20 protein-coding genes are annotated in these 16906 nt (G+C 39.9%); 7 read left to right on the top strand and 13 right to left on the bottom strand.

The annotated features are described in order from the left end of the window. Positions 1 to 204: 204 nt before the first annotated feature. The 11 genes from atpG to ACEQ81_RS03350 all read right to left on the bottom strand — a co-directional run bounded on the left by atpG (position 205) and on the right by ACEQ81_RS03350 (position 10066). Complete coding sequence (gene atpG, locus ACEQ81_RS03400) at positions 205 to 1065, bottom strand: ATP synthase F1 subunit gamma (protein ID WP_411029441.1); 861 nt, start codon at positions 1063 to 1065, stop codon at positions 205 to 207. A 22-nt stretch (positions 1066 to 1087) separates the two neighbouring features. Beyond that, the gene (atpA, locus tag ACEQ81_RS03395) at positions 1088 to 2668 is read right to left on the bottom strand and encodes a F0F1 ATP synthase subunit alpha (protein WP_411029440.1); all 1581 of its coding nucleotides are present in this window, start codon (positions 2666 to 2668) and stop codon (positions 1088 to 1090) included. Positions 2669 to 2708: 40 nt separating this feature from the next. After that, on the bottom strand, positions 2709 to 3248 hold the full coding sequence (gene atpH, locus ACEQ81_RS03390; protein WP_411029439.1) for an ATP synthase F1 subunit delta: 540 nt from the start codon (positions 3246 to 3248) through the stop codon (positions 2709 to 2711). A gap of 7 nt (positions 3249 to 3255) precedes the next feature. Then, positions 3256 to 3756: a F0F1 ATP synthase subunit B gene (locus ACEQ81_RS03385; RefSeq protein WP_411029438.1), complete on the bottom strand. Its 501-nt coding sequence runs from the start codon at positions 3754 to 3756 to the stop codon at positions 3256 to 3258. Positions 3757 to 3819: 63 nt separating this feature from the next. After that, entirely contained in the window at positions 3820 to 4065 is a 246-nt protein-coding gene (gene atpE / locus ACEQ81_RS03380) for an ATP synthase F0 subunit C (protein WP_411029437.1), read from the bottom strand. A 25-nt stretch (positions 4066 to 4090) separates the two neighbouring features. Further along, on the bottom strand, positions 4091 to 5161 hold the full coding sequence (gene atpB / locus ACEQ81_RS03375; protein ID WP_411029436.1) for a F0F1 ATP synthase subunit A: 1071 nt from the start codon (positions 5159 to 5161) through the stop codon (positions 4091 to 4093). Positions 5162 to 5248: 87 nt separating this feature from the next. Next, positions 5249 to 5629: a hypothetical protein gene (locus tag ACEQ81_RS03370; protein ID WP_411029435.1), complete on the bottom strand. Its 381-nt coding sequence runs from the start codon at positions 5627 to 5629 to the stop codon at positions 5249 to 5251. A gap of 10 nt (positions 5630 to 5639) precedes the next feature. Then, on the bottom strand, positions 5640 to 5870 hold the full coding sequence (locus ACEQ81_RS03365) for an AtpZ/AtpI family protein (protein ID WP_411029434.1): 231 nt from the start codon (positions 5868 to 5870) through the stop codon (positions 5640 to 5642). Then, positions 5848 to 6333, bottom strand: a complete 486-nt coding sequence (locus ACEQ81_RS03360) for a bactofilin family protein (protein ID WP_411029433.1) — start codon at positions 6331 to 6333, stop codon at positions 5848 to 5850. Before ACEQ81_RS03360 ends, ACEQ81_RS03365 begins: the two co-directional genes overlap by 23 nt. A gap of 4 nt (positions 6334 to 6337) precedes the next feature. Beyond that, positions 6338 to 8896, bottom strand: a complete 2559-nt coding sequence (locus ACEQ81_RS03355; RefSeq protein WP_411029432.1) for a tetratricopeptide repeat protein — start codon at positions 8894 to 8896, stop codon at positions 6338 to 6340. A gap of 156 nt (positions 8897 to 9052) precedes the next feature. Then, the gene (locus ACEQ81_RS03350) at positions 9053 to 10066 is read right to left on the bottom strand and encodes a GlxA family transcriptional regulator (RefSeq protein ID WP_411029431.1); all 1014 of its coding nucleotides are present in this window, start codon (positions 10064 to 10066) and stop codon (positions 9053 to 9055) included. A gap of 209 nt (positions 10067 to 10275) precedes the next feature. On the opposite strand from ACEQ81_RS03350, the gene ACEQ81_RS03345 reads away from it, so the two are divergent. The 5 genes from ACEQ81_RS03345 to ACEQ81_RS03325 are packed head-to-tail and all read left to right on the top strand — an operon-like array spanning position 10276 to position 12489. After that, positions 10276 to 10599: a hypothetical protein gene (locus tag ACEQ81_RS03345; RefSeq protein ID WP_411029430.1), complete on the top strand. Its 324-nt coding sequence runs from the start codon at positions 10276 to 10278 to the stop codon at positions 10597 to 10599. Then, positions 10599 to 11048 carry an SRPBCC family protein gene (locus ACEQ81_RS03340; protein WP_411029429.1) on the top strand — a complete coding sequence of 150 codons (450 nt, stop codon included), beginning with the start codon at positions 10599 to 10601 and terminating at the stop codon, positions 11046 to 11048. Before ACEQ81_RS03345 ends, ACEQ81_RS03340 begins: the two co-directional genes overlap by 1 nt. Beyond that, positions 11038 to 11409: a DUF1801 domain-containing protein gene (locus ACEQ81_RS03335; RefSeq protein ID WP_411029428.1), complete on the top strand. Its 372-nt coding sequence runs from the start codon at positions 11038 to 11040 to the stop codon at positions 11407 to 11409. The genes ACEQ81_RS03340 and ACEQ81_RS03335 overlap by 11 nt, the downstream gene beginning before the upstream one ends. A 10-nt stretch (positions 11410 to 11419) precedes the next feature. Beyond that, positions 11420 to 12079 carry a DUF2461 domain-containing protein gene (locus ACEQ81_RS03330; protein WP_411029427.1) on the top strand — a complete coding sequence of 220 codons (660 nt, stop codon included), beginning with the start codon at positions 11420 to 11422 and terminating at the stop codon, positions 12077 to 12079. A 38-nt stretch (positions 12080 to 12117) separates the two neighbouring features. Beyond that, positions 12118 to 12489, top strand: a complete 372-nt coding sequence (locus ACEQ81_RS03325; RefSeq protein ID WP_411029426.1) for a SnoaL-like domain-containing protein — start codon at positions 12118 to 12120, stop codon at positions 12487 to 12489. Positions 12490 to 12530: 41 nt separating this feature from the next. Here the strand turns inward: ACEQ81_RS03325 and ACEQ81_RS03320 are convergent, their stop codons facing one another. Both ACEQ81_RS03320 and ACEQ81_RS03315 read right to left on the bottom strand, forming a co-directional pair. Further along, positions 12531 to 13226, bottom strand: a complete 696-nt coding sequence (locus tag ACEQ81_RS03320) for an ABC transporter ATP-binding protein (protein ID WP_411029425.1) — start codon at positions 13224 to 13226, stop codon at positions 12531 to 12533. Between the two features lie 9 nt (positions 13227 to 13235). After that, positions 13236 to 14705: a DUF5687 family protein gene (locus ACEQ81_RS03315; protein ID WP_411029424.1), complete on the bottom strand. Its 1470-nt coding sequence runs from the start codon at positions 14703 to 14705 to the stop codon at positions 13236 to 13238. Between the two features lie 126 nt (positions 14706 to 14831). Between ACEQ81_RS03315 and ACEQ81_RS03310 the strand changes: the two genes are divergently transcribed. Next, positions 14832 to 15881 (top strand): 2Fe-2S iron-sulfur cluster-binding protein, encoded by a 1050-nt coding sequence (locus ACEQ81_RS03310; protein WP_411029423.1) that lies wholly within the window; start codon positions 14832 to 14834, stop codon positions 15879 to 15881. A 300-nt stretch (positions 15882 to 16181) separates the two neighbouring features. Further along, the gene (locus ACEQ81_RS03305; RefSeq protein ID WP_411029422.1) at positions 16182 to 16877 is read left to right on the top strand and encodes a DUF2064 domain-containing protein; all 696 of its coding nucleotides are present in this window, start codon (positions 16182 to 16184) and stop codon (positions 16875 to 16877) included. Positions 16878 to 16906: the final 29 nt, after the last annotated feature.

The following is a 16906-nucleotide window of genomic DNA, read 5'->3' as shown; positions in this document are numbered from 1 at the left end:
TTGCCTAATTGTTGAGTGCTTCGCTCTTTGCTATTTGGCTCCGCCCAATTGTTGAGTGCTTCGCTCTTTGCTATTTGGCTCCGCCTAATTGTTGAGTGCTTCGCTCTTTGCTATTTGGCTCCGCCCAATTGTTGAGTGCTTCGCTCTTTGCTATTTGGCTCCGCCTAATTGTTGAGTGCTTCGCTCTTTGCTATTTGGCTCCGCCTAATTGTTGAGTGCTTCCGCACCACCAACAATTTCTAAAATTTCATTGGTGATAGCCGCTTGTCTTGCTTTATTATACGTAAGCTTTAATTGATCTCGCATTTCGGTGGCGTTATCGGTTGCCTTATGCATGGCCGTCATCCTAGCGCCATGTTCACTGGCAAAAGAATCGCGTACCGCCTTAAACAGTTGTGTTTTTAAGGACTTCGGTATTAGCTGTTCTATAATTTGCACCTTAGAAGGCTCAAAAATATAATCCGTATTGGTTGACTCCTCTCCTTGTTCTGGAACAATAGGCAAAAATTGCTCTGTCATCACCAATTGTGTAGCGGCATTTTTGAATTTATTATAAACAATCTCAATCCTATCATAGGTGCCATTGGCAAATAATTCCATTAAGTCTTCCGCTATGGCAGCAACGTTCTCAAAAGTAAGATCATCAAAAATTTCACTGTGATTGGCCGTAACATTATGCTTTTTCCCTAAGCTGTCATTGGCCTTTTTCCCTATGGTAAGGAAATCTACCTGCTGATCTTTATACGTTTCTTCGTTAAGTAATAAACTCTGCTTAATTATGTTCGTATTAAAAGCGCCACATAGCCCTCTGTTTGAAGTTATGGCAACGACCAATACTTTGTTCACTTCCCTATTGTCAGAATATTTACTCCCCGCATCGGCATCCAAACTGGCACTTAAACTTTGCAATAGCTCTGTTAACTTATCAGAATAAGGTCGCATAGCGGTAATAGCATCTTGCGCTTTCTTCAACTTGGCAGCAGATACCATTTTCATGGCACTTGTAATCTGCATGGTAGAAGATACCGATGCTATTCTATTGCGTATTTCCTTTAAATTCGCCATTCCTTGTTATTAAGAATTCGGATTAATCTTGATATTTACTGGCCAGATCTTTACAAACCGCGGTTAACGTATCCGTAACCTCATCGGTAAGCTTCCCTGCCTTTAAGGTGTCCAAGACATCTCTATGTTTGGTGTTTAGGTATTCGATAAAATCTCTTTCAAAGCCCTTTATCTGCTCTACCGGAACATCGCGTAGCAAGTTCTTGGATCCTGCAAAAATGATGGCTACCTGATCTTCTACCGTAAAAGGATCGTTTTGCGCTTGTTTCAGTATTTCAACATTACGGCGTCCTTTTTCAATTACGTTCAAGGTAGCGGCATCCAAATCTGATCCAAACTTGGCAAAGGCTTCCAATTCACGGAACTGGGCCTGATCCAATTTAAGTGTTCCTGCCACTTTTTTCATGGATTTGATCTGTGCAGATCCACCAACACGGGATACTGATATACCCACGTTGATCGCAGGCCGAACTCCTTGGTTGAACAAATCTTGCTCTAAGAATATCTGTCCGTCCGTAATGGAAATTACGTTGGTAGGGATGTATGCAGATACATCACCTGCCTGTGTTTCAATAATTGGTAAAGCGGTTAGAGAACCTCCTCCTTTTACCAAAGGTTTCAATGGCTCTGGCAAATCGTTCATGTTCTTGGCTATACTATCGTCTCCAATTACTTTTGCAGCACGCTCCAATAATCTGGAGTGAAGGTAGAAAACATCCCCAGGATAGGCCTCGCGCCCTGGTGGTCTCCTCAACAAAAGAGAAACTTCCCGATACGCAACTGCTTGTTTTGAAAGATCATCGTATATAATCAGTGCTGGGCGACCTGTATCCCTGAAATATTCTCCAATAGCCGCTCCTGCAAACGGTGCATATACTTGCATTGGTGCAGGATCGGAAGCGTTGGCAGCTACAATTGTGGTATAGGCCAAAGCGCCTTTGTCTTCCAATACTTTTGCAATATTGGCTACTGTAGAAGCCTTTTGTCCTATGGCAACATAAATACAGTAAACAGGCTCTCCTGCATCATAAAATTCTTTTTGATTTAATATGGTATCGATACAAACCGTAGTCTTACCGGTCTGTCTATCTCCGATCACCAATTCGCGCTGACCCCTTCCAATCGGAATCATCGCATCTATAGCTTTTACACCTGTTTGCAATGGTTCGTTTACCGGCTGACGGAAAATAACCCCTGGTGCCTTGCGCTCCAATGGCATTTCATATAGTTCACCTGTAAGTGCGCCTTTACCATCGATTGGTGTTCCCAAAGTATCTACAACACGACCAACAATACCCTCGCCTACGTTGATGGAGGCAATTCGCTGGGTACGCTTTACAGTAGCTCCTTCTTTGATCTCTTTGGAAGGTCCCAACAATACCACCCCAACATTATCTTCTTCTAGGTTAAGAACAATACCTTCAAGACCGCCTTCAAATTCTACCAATTCCCCATATTGGGCATTGGATAGGCCATATACCCTAGCGATACCATCACCTACCTGTAAAACTGTTCCTACCTCATCCAAAGAAGCGGTAGCTTCATATCCTGATAATTGTTTTTTTAATATTGCTGATACTTCAGCGGCTTTTATTCCTGCCATTTGTCTGATTGTATTAGATAATCCGAAACCTAAGTTTGGATTATAGACTATTTGTAAATTCTCTTTTTAGGCCATTCAATTTATTGGCGATGCTTGCATCGTATTGCAAATCGCCTACCCTAAGTACAAAACCTCCGATAATACTTTCATCAATTTTATTCTCTAGGCTTACTTTGTTTCCTGTAAGTTCGCTTACTTTTTTAAGCACACTTTTTTCCAGATCCGCAGTTATGGGCACAGCAGTGGTTACATAAGCCACATTCTCCCCTTTTAACTGTTCGTTTAGGATTATATATTTTAAAGCAACTTCGTTCAACAAGGAAACTCTTTTATTGCTGGTCAAGGTAGTGATCAGGCCTTCCGTTATGGCATGGCTTCCCTTAAAAATGGACAATAATGCGTTTTTCTTGATGCTGCCTTTCACTACAGGGCTCTTAAGGAGTTCTTGTAGTTCTTTGCTATCGGAAATGGTCTTTACCACGGTTCTCATGTCCTTTTCCACCGCTTCGCTGGCCTTGCTTTCCACAGAAAGGTCCAAGGTTGCTTTTGCGTATCGTATGGCCGCTCTAGACTCGTTCATATCCGTATTAGTTTAACTTAATGTCGCCCAACATATTCTCTACAAGCTTTAACTGCTTGTCTTTGTTGGACAGTTGTTCTTTTAACACTTTCTCGGCGATTTCCACGGAAAGGTCGGCCACTTGGTTTTTGATATCGGTAACCGCAGCTTTCTTTTCGCTTTCAATAGCTGCTTGTGCCTGTTTTATCATTTTATCCGCTTCTACCTGGGCCTGCTCTTTGGCATCGGAAACAATTTTATTTTTCATGTCCCTGGCATCTTTAAGCATAGCTTCTCGCTCTGCGCGAGCTTCTTTTAGAATGCGCTCGTTATCGGCCTGCAAGTTTTGCATTTCCTTACGGGCATTCTCTGCTTCGGCCAAAGCATCTTTTATAGAACGCTCTCTTTCATTAACCGAACTAAGAATTGGTTTCCATGCAAACTTCCTCAAAATGAAAAGTAAAATCAAAAAGGAAAGCGATGTCCAGAATATAAGGCCCCATTCGGGTGATACTAACGGATTGTCCATAGGATGTTTTTTCTAATTAATTTTAAAAAAATTAAGGTACAGCCAACCGCTGTACCTTAACCTTTATGCGCTCATTGCTAAGAAAGAAACAACCACTGCGAAAAGTGCTACCGCCTCGATAAAAGCGATAAGTACAATTGCAGCACCTTGTAGTTTCCCTTGCATTTCTGGCTGGCGTGCCATGGCTTCCATAGCAGCTCCACCAATTTTACCAACACCGATTCCACCACCGATAGCTGCAAGTCCTGCTCCAATAGCAGCAAATGCTCCGTAGCTTGCCGTTGCCTCTTGTAATAATGCTAAACTCATAGTTTAAAGTATTTAAAAAAATTAATTAATGTTCTTCTTCTAATGCTTGCCCAAAGTACAATGCCGAAAGCATGGTAAATATGTAGGCTTGTATGGCTACTACCAACACCTCTATTACACTGATGAATACAGTGAATATTACGGAGGCGGGTGATACCCATATACTGTTTAAAACAAATATTAATGATATAAGGCTCAGTACAATTACGTGCCCCGCAGTAATATTGGCGAACAAACGTATCATAAGGGCCATGGGTTTAATGAATATCCCAAGAAATTCTATAGGTGCCAAAAACAATTTCATGTAAACAGGTACCCCTGGCATCCAGAATATATGTTTCCAGTAGTAAGATTTACTGCTGAACAAGGTAATTACAAAGGTAATCACGGCCAATGTCATTGTAAAGGCAATATTACCACTTAAGTTACTGCTGAACGGGAAAAATGGAATAAGGCCAAAAATGTTATTGATCCATATAAAGAAAAACAGGGTCAATAGAAACGGCATATACCTGTGATATTTATGTTCCCCTATATTGGGTATGGCTACCTCATCTCTAATGAACACAATGATTGGTTCCAAAAACTTTCCAATGCCACTGGGCATGTTGGTGGCAGATTTTTTGTAGGATCTTGCCGCTGTGGTAAATATCAATACAATCAAAAACATGGACAAAAACATGGAGAACACATTTTTGGTAATGGAAAGATCCAAAGGCCTCTTGGCGTTTGTTGGGTGGTTCTCCGCATCAAAGGCCACAGTAGTTGCGCCACCATCCAATTGATATATCTTCTCGTGTACGTTTACAAACTTCTGACCTCCTTTTTCTACAATGGTCTTACCTTCCACGTCGTGGTGAAACTCATTGGACAAAAACATTACCAGCCCATTATCTGTCCATAATATTACCGGTAAGGGAACGGATATATCCCCTGCCACATGAAATCCGTGGCTGTCCGTGATATGATGAAAAATTAATTCATTGGTGTCGAAAGGTTTTTCGTCCGAATCGGATGAGGACGAAAATGCAAAACCTATACTAAAAACCGAAAAGAATACAACCGTTAAAAATGCCTTGAATGTACTGACCTGCATTGAAATTTTGATTTAAAACCCCTCTGAAAAATTCGCTGCAAATGTACACACATTAAATCAATTGGCAAACTATATTTTTTTGTTTATTTATGATTTTTGAAGAAAATTATTTAAGGCTAATATTTCAAAGGCGAGGAATACGAAATACACGATAAAAAAATTAAAGACTTCTAGCTGTATATGCTCCGATTTTTTAAGGAACAAAGGCAGTAAATACACTATAACCAATACCATTTTAACCGTAGTCAGTATCAGAAACAACTTAAACATATTCTGATTTTTATCGCTATAATATCTAAGTAACCCATATACCGCTAAAACCAAGATGGCATTAAAAAGGTATATCTCCCAAAGGGGAAAATATAAAATTCCCGTAAAGAACTGGAAAAGCACATAATAATGAACTGCAAATAGCAAAAGAGAGAACCCCAAAAGCTTAAGTAAATACCCCCCAATTTCCTTGATCATAAATTCTTATTTATTTGTTTGAAGTATTGGACACCTGCCTAATTACCATATACGTGGCAATTGCTACAGATGCCAAAGAACAAATTAAGGTAAATATGTGATATTCGTTGGGATATTTTTCATCTAATTTTACACCGCCCCAGCTGCCCAGACCAATGATTACAATCATTTGAATGGCAATACCCGAAAACTTAGCGTATGCGTTTAACGGATTCTTTTTAGGAAGCTTTTGCTGATCCACTAGTGCTAGTACTCAAAGGCTGTTTGTAACTGCTTCCGCTGCTTGCAGAAGAAGCCGAGCTAGAAGTGGTAGTACTACTAGATGAGGAAGTGGAAACACCTCCCTTGCCTTTCATGGTACAAGATGCATTAAACGTGGCTCCAGGCTCTACGGCCAATTTTGTAACGGATACGGTACCCTCTATAACCGCTGAGGCCTTAAGGGATAAAAGATCGGAAACTAAAAGTTCGCCATTGAAGCTACCTTCTATATCCGCATTTACGCATTCTACTTTTCCGTGTATGTAGCCACCTTTACCGATGACAACTTTTCCGGAAGTTTTTACATTACCATCTAATTTTCCATCGATTCTAAGATCTGCTTCGGAAATGATATCTCCTTTGATCTTTGTATTCTTTTCAATTCTGTTGGGTTGTCCGCCTAGTTCTGTCATGGTACGAGGTTTTTTGTTATCAGAAAACATTATTCTATGGTTTTGGGGTTAAGATTTCCTTTTTATAAATGTCCAGGTTTTTATGTACTTGGACAACTTTATAGTTGGAAGACAAAATTACAAAATTCTCATTATCAACCTTATAATCCTTGTTAATTTTTAGAAGTTCGGCATAGCCCAGAGCAAAGTCTTTGGACTTAAACCCGTGTACCACTACAAACTGATCTTCCAAACTATAAATATCTTTGGAAACTATGTTTCTATACTTAAGCTCTTTAATGGATTTTTCCAATAGTTCCTTCAGTTCTAGGGCTTCCTTGTTATCCCTTACCTTAAATGGGAAAACTACTTTCCAGTTACCGCTTCCAGAAGATCCGGTCTCTGTAGAGAATTCTTTTGGCTCCAATTTGGGTAGCTGTTCTGCTACCATTTGCTGTGCTTTTTTTCCTTCCGGGTTATTGGGGTAGTTTAGGGCCACATAGTTCAAGGCTTCCTTAAAAACCTCGTACCCCTGTAATCTGCCCAAGGCATTGGCTTTTAGCATCTCAAATTTGGGCACTATTTCATCACCGGTGTATTTGTTTATATTTTCTTCGGCCCCTGTAATCACTTTTAAGAATTCTTGCTCTTCGTACAATTTATAGAGCTGCGAATATCTGGCATCCGGACTGTCTTGATTATCTGCCAGCACGGCCTGTGGGTTAAGTAAAATTTCGGCGTAACGAGAATCGGAATGGTTTTTAATAATATCATCCTTCATGCCAGCAGCCAAAGGACTTTCCATTTCTTCGTAAATTTTATAGAGATTGTATTTGGAGGGCAATATAAGTCGGTCCTCGGGGTTGGATTTAAGAACATCGTTCAACTTATTGGCGGCCAAAAAGTTTTCTTTAAACTTCTCCTTGTAGATAAGTCCTAACTGGTAGTTGGCAAAATTTCTCTCGGTCACAAGACTATCAATGACTTTAATATCCGTTGGTATTCTGTCCATATAAAAATCCACCGAATATTTTTGTTCTTCGGTAACGGGTATATCCGCATCGCCTGTCCCCGAGGCGAAATCTATATCTGTACCACTGGCGATTGTAGCCCTGGTCTTGTTAGACCAACGCCAATCATCTTCCAAGGTACGTTCTCCCCACCTACCTCTAAAGTCGGTCTTTCCATATCCCAAACTAGTAATATTGTAGAAATAGAACTTACCCTTATTTGCCTTGCCTCCCTTGGTCTCCGCAAAAGCATCTATACCGGCATTAAGGCGTTTTTCTTCTTTAAGGGCCGCAGCCTCCGCAGCGGCCTTAATCTCGGCAATATAGGCTTCAAAATAAGCTACTTGCTCTTCTTTGGGTTTGTAATACAATGTAATAACGCTATCTGCGTGCTGCACAACGTCCTCATAAGCAATAACATCTTCCAAATTATCGAACTTCTTCTTAATGGCCCGATACTTTTTTGTGTTCTCCGCTAAGTTGGTCAAGGTACTATCATAATAGGCCCCTGCAACCTTATAATCGTTTTCGTCAAAATGATATTCTGCCAAATTTTCATAATTCAGCGCATTTAATTGTGGAGAATTCCGTGTGGCCCTAAGCGATTTATTAAAATTCAATATTGCCAAGCTATCCGAGTTCTCTGCTAAATGATATTCGGCAATCTGCCTGTAGATTTTATCCAAAAAAGGTCTATTCTCCCGGTTTTCCTCAAGATCGGTAAGGTGCTCTAAAAGTTCTTCCTTATTTTCCTCCGTAATTTCAGTGTTCTGAACCTTTTTTAAATGGGCATTGATCATATAAACCCTAGGCGATCTTCTGTTAAGGTCAATAATCTTATCAAAAGCATAATTGGCACTGTCCTTATGACCAAGCTGATTGTATAGCTGTCCTATTATGAAATAATATCTTCCTTTTTCGGGATTCTTTTTGGTGTAGGCCGATGCAATTTTTAGTTGCTGTATAGCAGTATCCGGAACATTTAAATTAATGTATGCCTGTGCCATCATTGCGCGCGCATCGGCATATTCCTGATCCTTTAATGCTTCGTATTTAAAAAGGCGTTTAAAATTTTCAATGGCCAATTCCTCGTTCTCTAGCCTAATATTCACTTTCTCTCGCCAAATATTGGCCTCATTAAGCTTATCGCTCTGAGTGTATTTGCGCAATACATAGTTAAAGGCCTCCAAAGCGGGTATGTAACGCTGATCAAAGTAGCGTGCTTTCCCCAACAACAAGAATGCCTCATCGGTTTGCGGATTGCGCTCTTCGTCCTTAATATCCATACTATGTTTTTGTATGGCCTTGGTGGCTTTTTCCTCGGCAAGTAAAAATTGAGGGGTATTGTTTTCGGAATCGAGCTTTATCTCGTCCTTTACTTCCAAACGTTCTACGGGTAAAATATCCCAATAGTTATCTTGGTAAGAGGCGTTTAATTCCTCACGGCCTTCCTCGAAGGCTATATTTCCATTGTAAAGCACATTGTACTTGGTGTTCAGTGCATGCCAGTTACGGTTTACGAACGCATCTTTTTTGGTGGAGCATGCATTGAACAAGACCACTACCGTAATGCCCGATAAAATTAGTTTAAGACGAAGCTTCAAAATTCTTAGGTATTCTTACGTAATCTTAACTGCAAAACAACGGGATTATTATACAGTTGGACGGTAAAATTAAGTTTATTTTTATTTGGGGTTAAAATCGGTGTCACCCCATCATTAATTAACCCATGACCAATACCTTTTATTTTATTGGCAAGTTTACCATGTTGTTGGGTTCTCAAAATCTACCAAACCCCTATTGTACTTGCTCTTGTAGGCAATTGGGGAAAGCCCTGCATGCTTCTTAAAAACGGTCCTAAAGGCTTTCTGGTCCGAGTAACCAACACCGAACATAACTTCGGCGACATTGTTCTGAGTAGATTCTAGACTTTTTTTGGCAGCTTCCATTTTTACCCGTTGAATATATTCCAAGGGGGTATTCTGTGTGGCTTTTTTAAAACGTCTCACAAAATTTCTTCGGCTTATCGCGTATTTTTCTGCCAGTTTCTCTACCGAAATCCTTTTTTCAACATTGCCCTCTATAAAAATCTGGGCCATTTTAATAGTATCGTCCTCATGGTCTTTTTGCCCTTGGAATATGGCAAATTGATTTTGGTTTTCCCTATCGATCTCAATCTCAAAAAATTTGGAGATAAATATGGCGGTATCCCTGCCACAATACTTTTCTATTAAATGTAGCACAAGATTAAGAAAGGAATACGCACCTCCACTGGTATATACCCCATCTTCGTCCGTAACCACTTTGCTAGAGACAACACTGATTTTGGGGTGCATTTTTTTTAAGATATCGGTTCCTGCCCAATGCGTGGCACATTGCCTGCCATCTACCAGTCCGGTTTCGGCCAGAACAAAGGCCCCAAGGCATAGGCTGGCCACTTCGGTATTATGCATTTTTCGTTGGTGTTTTATCCAAGGAATAAAATCATAATTCTTCTGTATTTGTTCTGGTAGTTTCTCCGGTTTAAAACCGGGAATTATGATAAGGTCGGTTCTTTCGATATCCTCCAAAACACTATCGCAATGTATGCTGAACGCTCCATCATACAAAACCGAGTCTTTTTCTATGCCCACCAAATGAACGTCAAAAAAGTCTTGCGTTTCTTTGCCGGTATTGATCAAAAATTTGTTTGCGGCCTTAAAAATCTTGTACGGGCCCACAATACTGCTTAGAACAGACTTGCCTTTTGGCACCAATATACTAACGTGTTTCATAATTTGTTTGTTAACCGTGCTATCCTACAAAAGTTTGAATGATGTAAATTGCCTTCTTAACCTGCCATGGCCAACCTCATCAGAATTTCTAGGTCTCCCTCAAATTTAATATTTTCTTTTGGCACAATCAACCCTTTAAAGTGTCTTATTTGCCCTTCTGAAACCAGGAGTGCCTTTTGTAGCTTTGAAGGATACGATAACGATTTACCATGTCATTTGAAAAGTTCGAAACGTTGCGGAACCTGTTTTGTAGCCAATACCCTGGGGTAACCAAAGGCAAAATGATGAGTGCTCCGGCAATACATTATAACGGTAAGGTGTTCGCCTTTCTGTCTAAAGAAGACAAAATGGTTTTTCGATTGGGAAAGTCTTATTCCCCATCAAATATCACGGTTCCAACGAAGCCATTTAACCCCTTTAAAAATAAAGGTCCGTTAGCAGGTTGGTTTGAAGTGGAAGCAACTTATAGTGGGCAATGGGAGGAACTTACAGCCAAAGCATTGCAACTAATGAAACCAAATGATCCAAAGTAATGGTGGATGTAATTACCCATATTGAGATTTCTTGCAAACACAATGAGGTAGCCTTATACTCTGCAAACCCCGACAATGCCATGGAATGGTATGCTAATATAAAATCTACCGAATGGTTAACCCCAAAACCTATGGGCATGGGCACTAAGATTGCTTATAAGGCACATTTCCTTGGCAAGGAACTTGTTTACACCTATGAGGTGGTGGAATTTGTTCCCCTCAAAAGATTGGTAATGCAAACAGCCAATGGCCCATTTCCTATGGAAACCAGCTACGAATGGAAAGCCACAGGAGATAACAGCACATTTATGAGCCTTAGAAATAGAGGCAATCCCAAGGGGTTTTCAAAACTGTTTGTACCTTTTATGTCCCTTGCTATGCGCAAGGCCAATAAAAAAGATTTAAAGCGTCTTAAGAAAATACTCGAAAACAGTGATTATGGCACATAAAACAAATCCGGAAGTAGATGCTTTTTTGAAAACGAAAGACCATCCGCTAAACAAAGAAATTAAAGAAGTAAGAGACATTATCCTGAAAACGGATGACCGTATTACCGAGGCCATAAAATGGAAAAGTCCCACCTTTATGTACAAGGGAAACATTGCTTCCTTTTTTTTCAACGCAAAAAAATTTGTAAGCTTAATGTTCCACAAGGGTGCATTATTAAACAATGCCCATGGGTTGTTAGAGGGTGATGGAAAAGAGGCCAGAGTGGCTCGGTTTAAGGATATGCAAGACATTGAAAACAAAAAAGAAGCCCTAGAATCAGTAGTTAAGGAATGGATAATGCTTCAGGATAGCAAAAAATAAAGCACACAAAATGATTACATCCGCCTACAGCGCGTTTTTTAAGGAGTTGCAACACAACAATAATAAGGAGTGGTTCCATGCAAATAAGAAAAGGTATGAAGACGATGCAAAAGCTCCTTTTTTGGAACTCCTAAATGCATTGATCCCCTCTTTAATGGATTGGGACAAGAGAATGATTCCCGAAGCAAAAAAAGCCATGTTTCGCATAAACAAAGATGTTAGGTTTGCAAAAGATAAAACGCCTTATCATATATTGCTAAAAGCAGGATTTTCGCCTAATGGTAAAAAATCAGTGTTACCGGGTTATTATCTGGGTATTGATGCAGAACATGTACATGTCGGTGGCGGGCTGTTTATGCTTAGGCCTCCCGAACTTAAAAAAGTAAGGGCGCATATAGCCCACGAACCGAAAGAATTGGTAAAAATTACCACGACTCCTGATTTTAAACAAAACTTTGGGATTATAAAAGGAGAAAAGGCAAAGCGGTTAGACAAGGAGTTTCTCCGAGTAGCGGACCAAACCGATCTAATCTACAACAAACAGTTTTATGCCATGGCCGAATTTCCCTTGCTGCCCTTCTATGGTTCCAAAAAACTAGCGGACGAAATTTTGAGTCATTTTAGCGCTATAAAACCATTAAACGAGTACCTTAACAAGGCATTTATATAAGTAATCCATATTTATTTATTAATCATAAAAACAAAAACATGACAACACAAGATGTGGCCGATAAATTAGTAGGCCTATGTAGACAAGGACAATTCTCGGAAGCCATTAGTACGCTTTACCACAATGATATTGTAAGTATTGAACCCGATGGCTCCCCACAAAAAGAAGCCAGGGGGCTTAGTGCCGTACAGCAAAAGACGGAAGAATTTAACAATATGGTGGAAGAAATACACGGGATGGAAGTCTCCGATCCTTTGGTAGCCGATAAATTTTTTAGCATATCCATGAAATTGGACATTACATTTAAGGGTGCTCCAAGAACCAATATTGAAGAAATCTGTCTATACCAGGTAGAAAATGGAAAAATTACTCGGGAAGAGTTTTTCTTCACCCCCATGGCTCCGCAATAATCAAACCCTCAAACCCGTCAGGTTTTGGAAACCTGACGGGTTTATCCTCCAAAGAAGGTCTCCAATTCCCTTAGTGTTTCTTCCGAGGTTTGGATATCCCTAACTATTTCACCTTTATTGAGCACCACAATACGTTCGCAGACTTCCGTAACATGCATAAGGTCATGGCTAGATATCAAAACGGTTACCTCCTTATTTTGGGTGAGATTTCTAATAATCTCCTTTAGTCTTATCTGCGTGGTAGGATCCAAATTAGCAAATGGCTCGTCCAAGACCACTACCTTTGGATTACCGATAAGAGCGGCCACAATACCTGCCTTCTTTTGATTTCCTTTGGAGAGATCCCTTAAATATTTTTTCTGACCTAAGATTTCGTTATGGAAAAAATCCTCGAAACCCTGCAATAAATTGTCAACATCTGCCTTGTTCTGTCCACGCAATTCTCCAATAAAGTAGAAATACTCTTCTGGGGTTAGGTATCCTATCAAAAATGTTTCATCTATAAAGGCCGATGTAAAAGGTTTCCATGCCTCACTTGCTTGTACCGGTATACCATTATTGACTATTTCTCCCATGGTTGGCCTTATCAAATCCAGCAACAAACTAAAAAAAGTAGTCTTTCCGGCACCATTATTTCCAACCAACCCAAAACTCTGTCCAATAGGAATAGTTAAATCCGTTATGTTCAAAGCCATTTGTGCTCCATATTTCTTTACAAGCTTTTCTGTAGCTATCATACCAACCTTTTAACTGTTTTTTTCTTTAAACCCTGCAATCATGGCATATTTTTTTCCACGATAAACCGCGGTTATTTTATCTAAGAGTAATTTTCTACACGCAAATCCTAAAATACCCAGCCCTGCCAGCACAGAGAGTGCTACTTCTATGGAAACCAGATAATAAAACCCCAAATAAATGACCATAGGAATTCCAAAAAGAGGGATCCCTACCAAAAACTGTGTGGCACTGGATCCTTGCAGATTGCCCAGTGCGCTTTTGGTAAGATCTATCCTTTTTTTGTTCATGGATCCAAAGAACAGTATTAATGGTATGTTTATTCCCAGATTGTATAAGGCGCAACTAAAATTGATGGCAAGGGCCTGCCACCCAAAGTAAACATAGGGAATAGACAATAGAAACATACCTGCCACACTAACGGCAATAAGACCGGCCTTAGATTCTAGATATTTTCGTAAAGGAATGTTCTGAGACATCATCATACTATAATATTCACTGTCCCATGCCGGTATAAACTGCCCAAAATTCATTAGAAAAATTCCTGTCACAAAAATCCCGACAAATACAAACAATGGCGAAGTAATGGGCCAATCATCCATACTATAGAAAACCAGGCCATAGAAAACCATGGCCAATGACATAAATGTTTGCACCTTGGTACGTTTGTTTCTCCAAATCAATTTTAGATCTAGCTGTAAAAACGGGGCTATATCACCAAAACGCCTTGTCCAAGCCAAATCGGAGGTGATGGCATCCTTGGTTTTCTCCCCTAGGGAGTCGTCTAGAAAAACCCTCCCTTTTAAATGTCCAAAATTGAGGCGGTAAACCAAAATGGCCAGGAACAAAGGGATTAGGCAATAGATCGGATTTTGATAGAAGGAATAAAAAAGCTTGCCCGCTACTTGTGAGACTGATATTACCTGAAAGTACTCCATTGCGTATAACAAGGCAACAGTGGCCGCTATTAACAGCAGTATCTTATCGCTTTTATTAATAATGAAATTGAGATAATTTACAGCAACTACAATACAACCCATGGAAAACAACCATATTAACGTATTCAGTGCAGGATAATCGTTTAATAAAAGGACTATTGCGAAGGGTGTAAAAAGAAAAAGTCCTAAAAAATTGTAGTAAGATAATCCGGACCTGATTAAAACAAAATGAGAAATAATGCTTTTACTTACCGGAAGCACCAGTAACGGCTTTACATCCAAAACAGGCAGTTTTTGCATAAAGTATCTAAAAAATAACTCCCCTAAAAACCAATAGATTACAAAGCGGTTAAACATTAGCATTGGGTCCACGTTCGGGAACAGTTTCTGCAGGGCTGGGTAGCTCATTGCCCCTAACAATGCCAAAGTGCCAAGCATATAAACCGCAAAGAATGCCATTATTAGTTTAACGGCAGTGTCTTTTCCCAGACTTGCCGATCTCATAAAGGACTTCCATTGAAAGGTAATAAAGTGTTTCAGCATTTGGGAACAGCTATTTTCATTTGGTTAGTGGAACAAATATAAATTTTGTTACGTGGAGAAGCTATTTTTTTGACTTTACCATTTTTATTAGACAATCCTTTCCTAGTTTTGCACAAAATTTGAACGATGAGTGATTTTCATTCCTTAACAGTTTCCGCCGTTGAACAATTGACCCCAAATTCGGTAGCCATTTCGTTTAAGATCCCGACCCATTTAAAGAATACATTTTCTTTTCTTTCGGGGCAATATATAACCATTAAGCATACAGTTAATGGAGCCGAGCTCCGAAGGGCCTATTCCGTTTCATCTATTCCAACGGCCAATGAGATTACCGTTGGTGTAAAAAAAGTAGCGGGAGGTGCATTTTCTATTTACGCAAATTCGGAGATTAAAGCAGGTGATGTCCTAGAGGTAATGCCTCCTGAAGGAAGATTTGTTTTTGAGCCCACAAATAACGCCCATCATGTTGCCGCCTTCGCCGCAGGAAGCGGCATTACACCTATTCTTAGTATTGCGCAAACAGTTTTGGGGAGTCATTTAAACAGTACGTTCGCTTTGGTTTTCGGGAACCAGAATCTTAAGGAAACCATGTTTCTAAAGGACTTAAAGCAATTACAAAAAAAATATACCAATAGGTTTTTTGTGCAATACGTTTACAGCAAGTCACAAGAAGAAGATTCATTGTTTGGCCGTGTAGATGGGTCAACGGTAAACTATATCGTAAAAAATAAATTTAAAGATACGTCCTTTGATGCCTTTTATCTTTGTGGGCCAGAACCCATGATAAATACGGTGTCCGATGCGCTACAAAATGCAGGAATAGCAAAGGAAAAAATACACCACGAACTATTCACCTCCTCGGAAACCGTAGATACCATTGCGGAAGATCTTGAAGGAAAGACCCAGGTTACCGTTGTAGTGGATGACGAAACCTATTCATTGGATATGGATAAGAAAACCTTGGTTCTGGATGCCGTTTTAAAGGAAAATATAGACGCCCCTTACTCTTGCCAGGGCGGAGTATGCAGTAGCTGTATTGCCAGGGTGGTTGAGGGTAAAGTAGAAATGGTGAAAAATCAGATTCTTACCGATGGTGAAATTGAAGAAGGGTTGATTCTTACCTGCCAGGCCCATCCGCTGACACCTACCTTAAAGGTGGACTATGACGATGTTTGATTCTTTGATTTTGCTTTCCTTTACAAAGTAAAAGTCAATCATCCAAAGCCGTTGCTTACAAACCAAATGGTCCGTTGCAAAGATTTGAAATCACCAGTTTATGGTTTTGATGTGCATCATCGATTTTAATTGACCAGTAGTCCTTTTGCAAAGCCTGTAAATTGGCTTTACAAGTATTTAAAATGGACCGGGTAGTTGGTTTAACAGAAAAGATTAGTGTTAAAATTCAAAAAATCTGTAATGACCGAAATAGGCAGCCGACCAAAATGTTTGTAAGTTTACACAAAGATATTTTAGCCAATGCAGTCACCTTTGCGTGGTAAAACAGCTATTCTGGTTTTCGCCAATTCTTCCAAGGAAGAATTGAAACAGAAACCTATGGCCAAAGGAGAAGCGCTCTTTGATGAGCTAATACTGCAAACTCTGGCTACGGTTCGTAAGACCAAACTTCCCTATTTTCATTACTCCGAAGACCAGCAACGTGGCAACTCTTTTGGTGAACGTTTTACAAATGCCATTCAGGATATTTTTAATAGTGGCTATGAGCAAATAGTTACCGTAGGCAGTGACACTCCTTTGTTAAAGGCTTCCCATATTACCGAAGCGGCGGGGTTGGTTAATCCCGATAATTCGGTCTTAGGCCCCTCTTTGGACGGCGGGTTTTATTTAATGGGCCTTCATAAAGACAACTTTGAGCCCACATCATTCAAAAAATTACCTTGGCAAACCTCCGAATTAACATCGGCCATCTCCACATTGCTCCAAGTTTCCAAAAACCGTATTAGCAAGCTAGAGATTTTGGTAGATGTAGATAATGCACAAGATCTGAAGACAATAGTAGGGCAGGGCAATGCCCTTGGAAAAAAGTTGCTTCGCCTTATACGGTCTGTAATTGCTTCAAAAAGGGAAATACTTCATTTTACAACATCTTTTTTTACCTCATATTTCACCAAAACACATTACAACAAAGGTTCACCGGTTTTTTTTAGATCCTAATCTTTCAGGACGTGGTTTTACCATAAGGC

The organism is Spongiimicrobium sp. 3-5, from assembly GCF_046557915.1.
GTDB lineage: Bacteria > Bacteroidota > Bacteroidia > Flavobacteriales > Flavobacteriaceae > JBHEBG01.
This window is presented reverse-complemented; position numbering and strand designations above follow the sequence as displayed.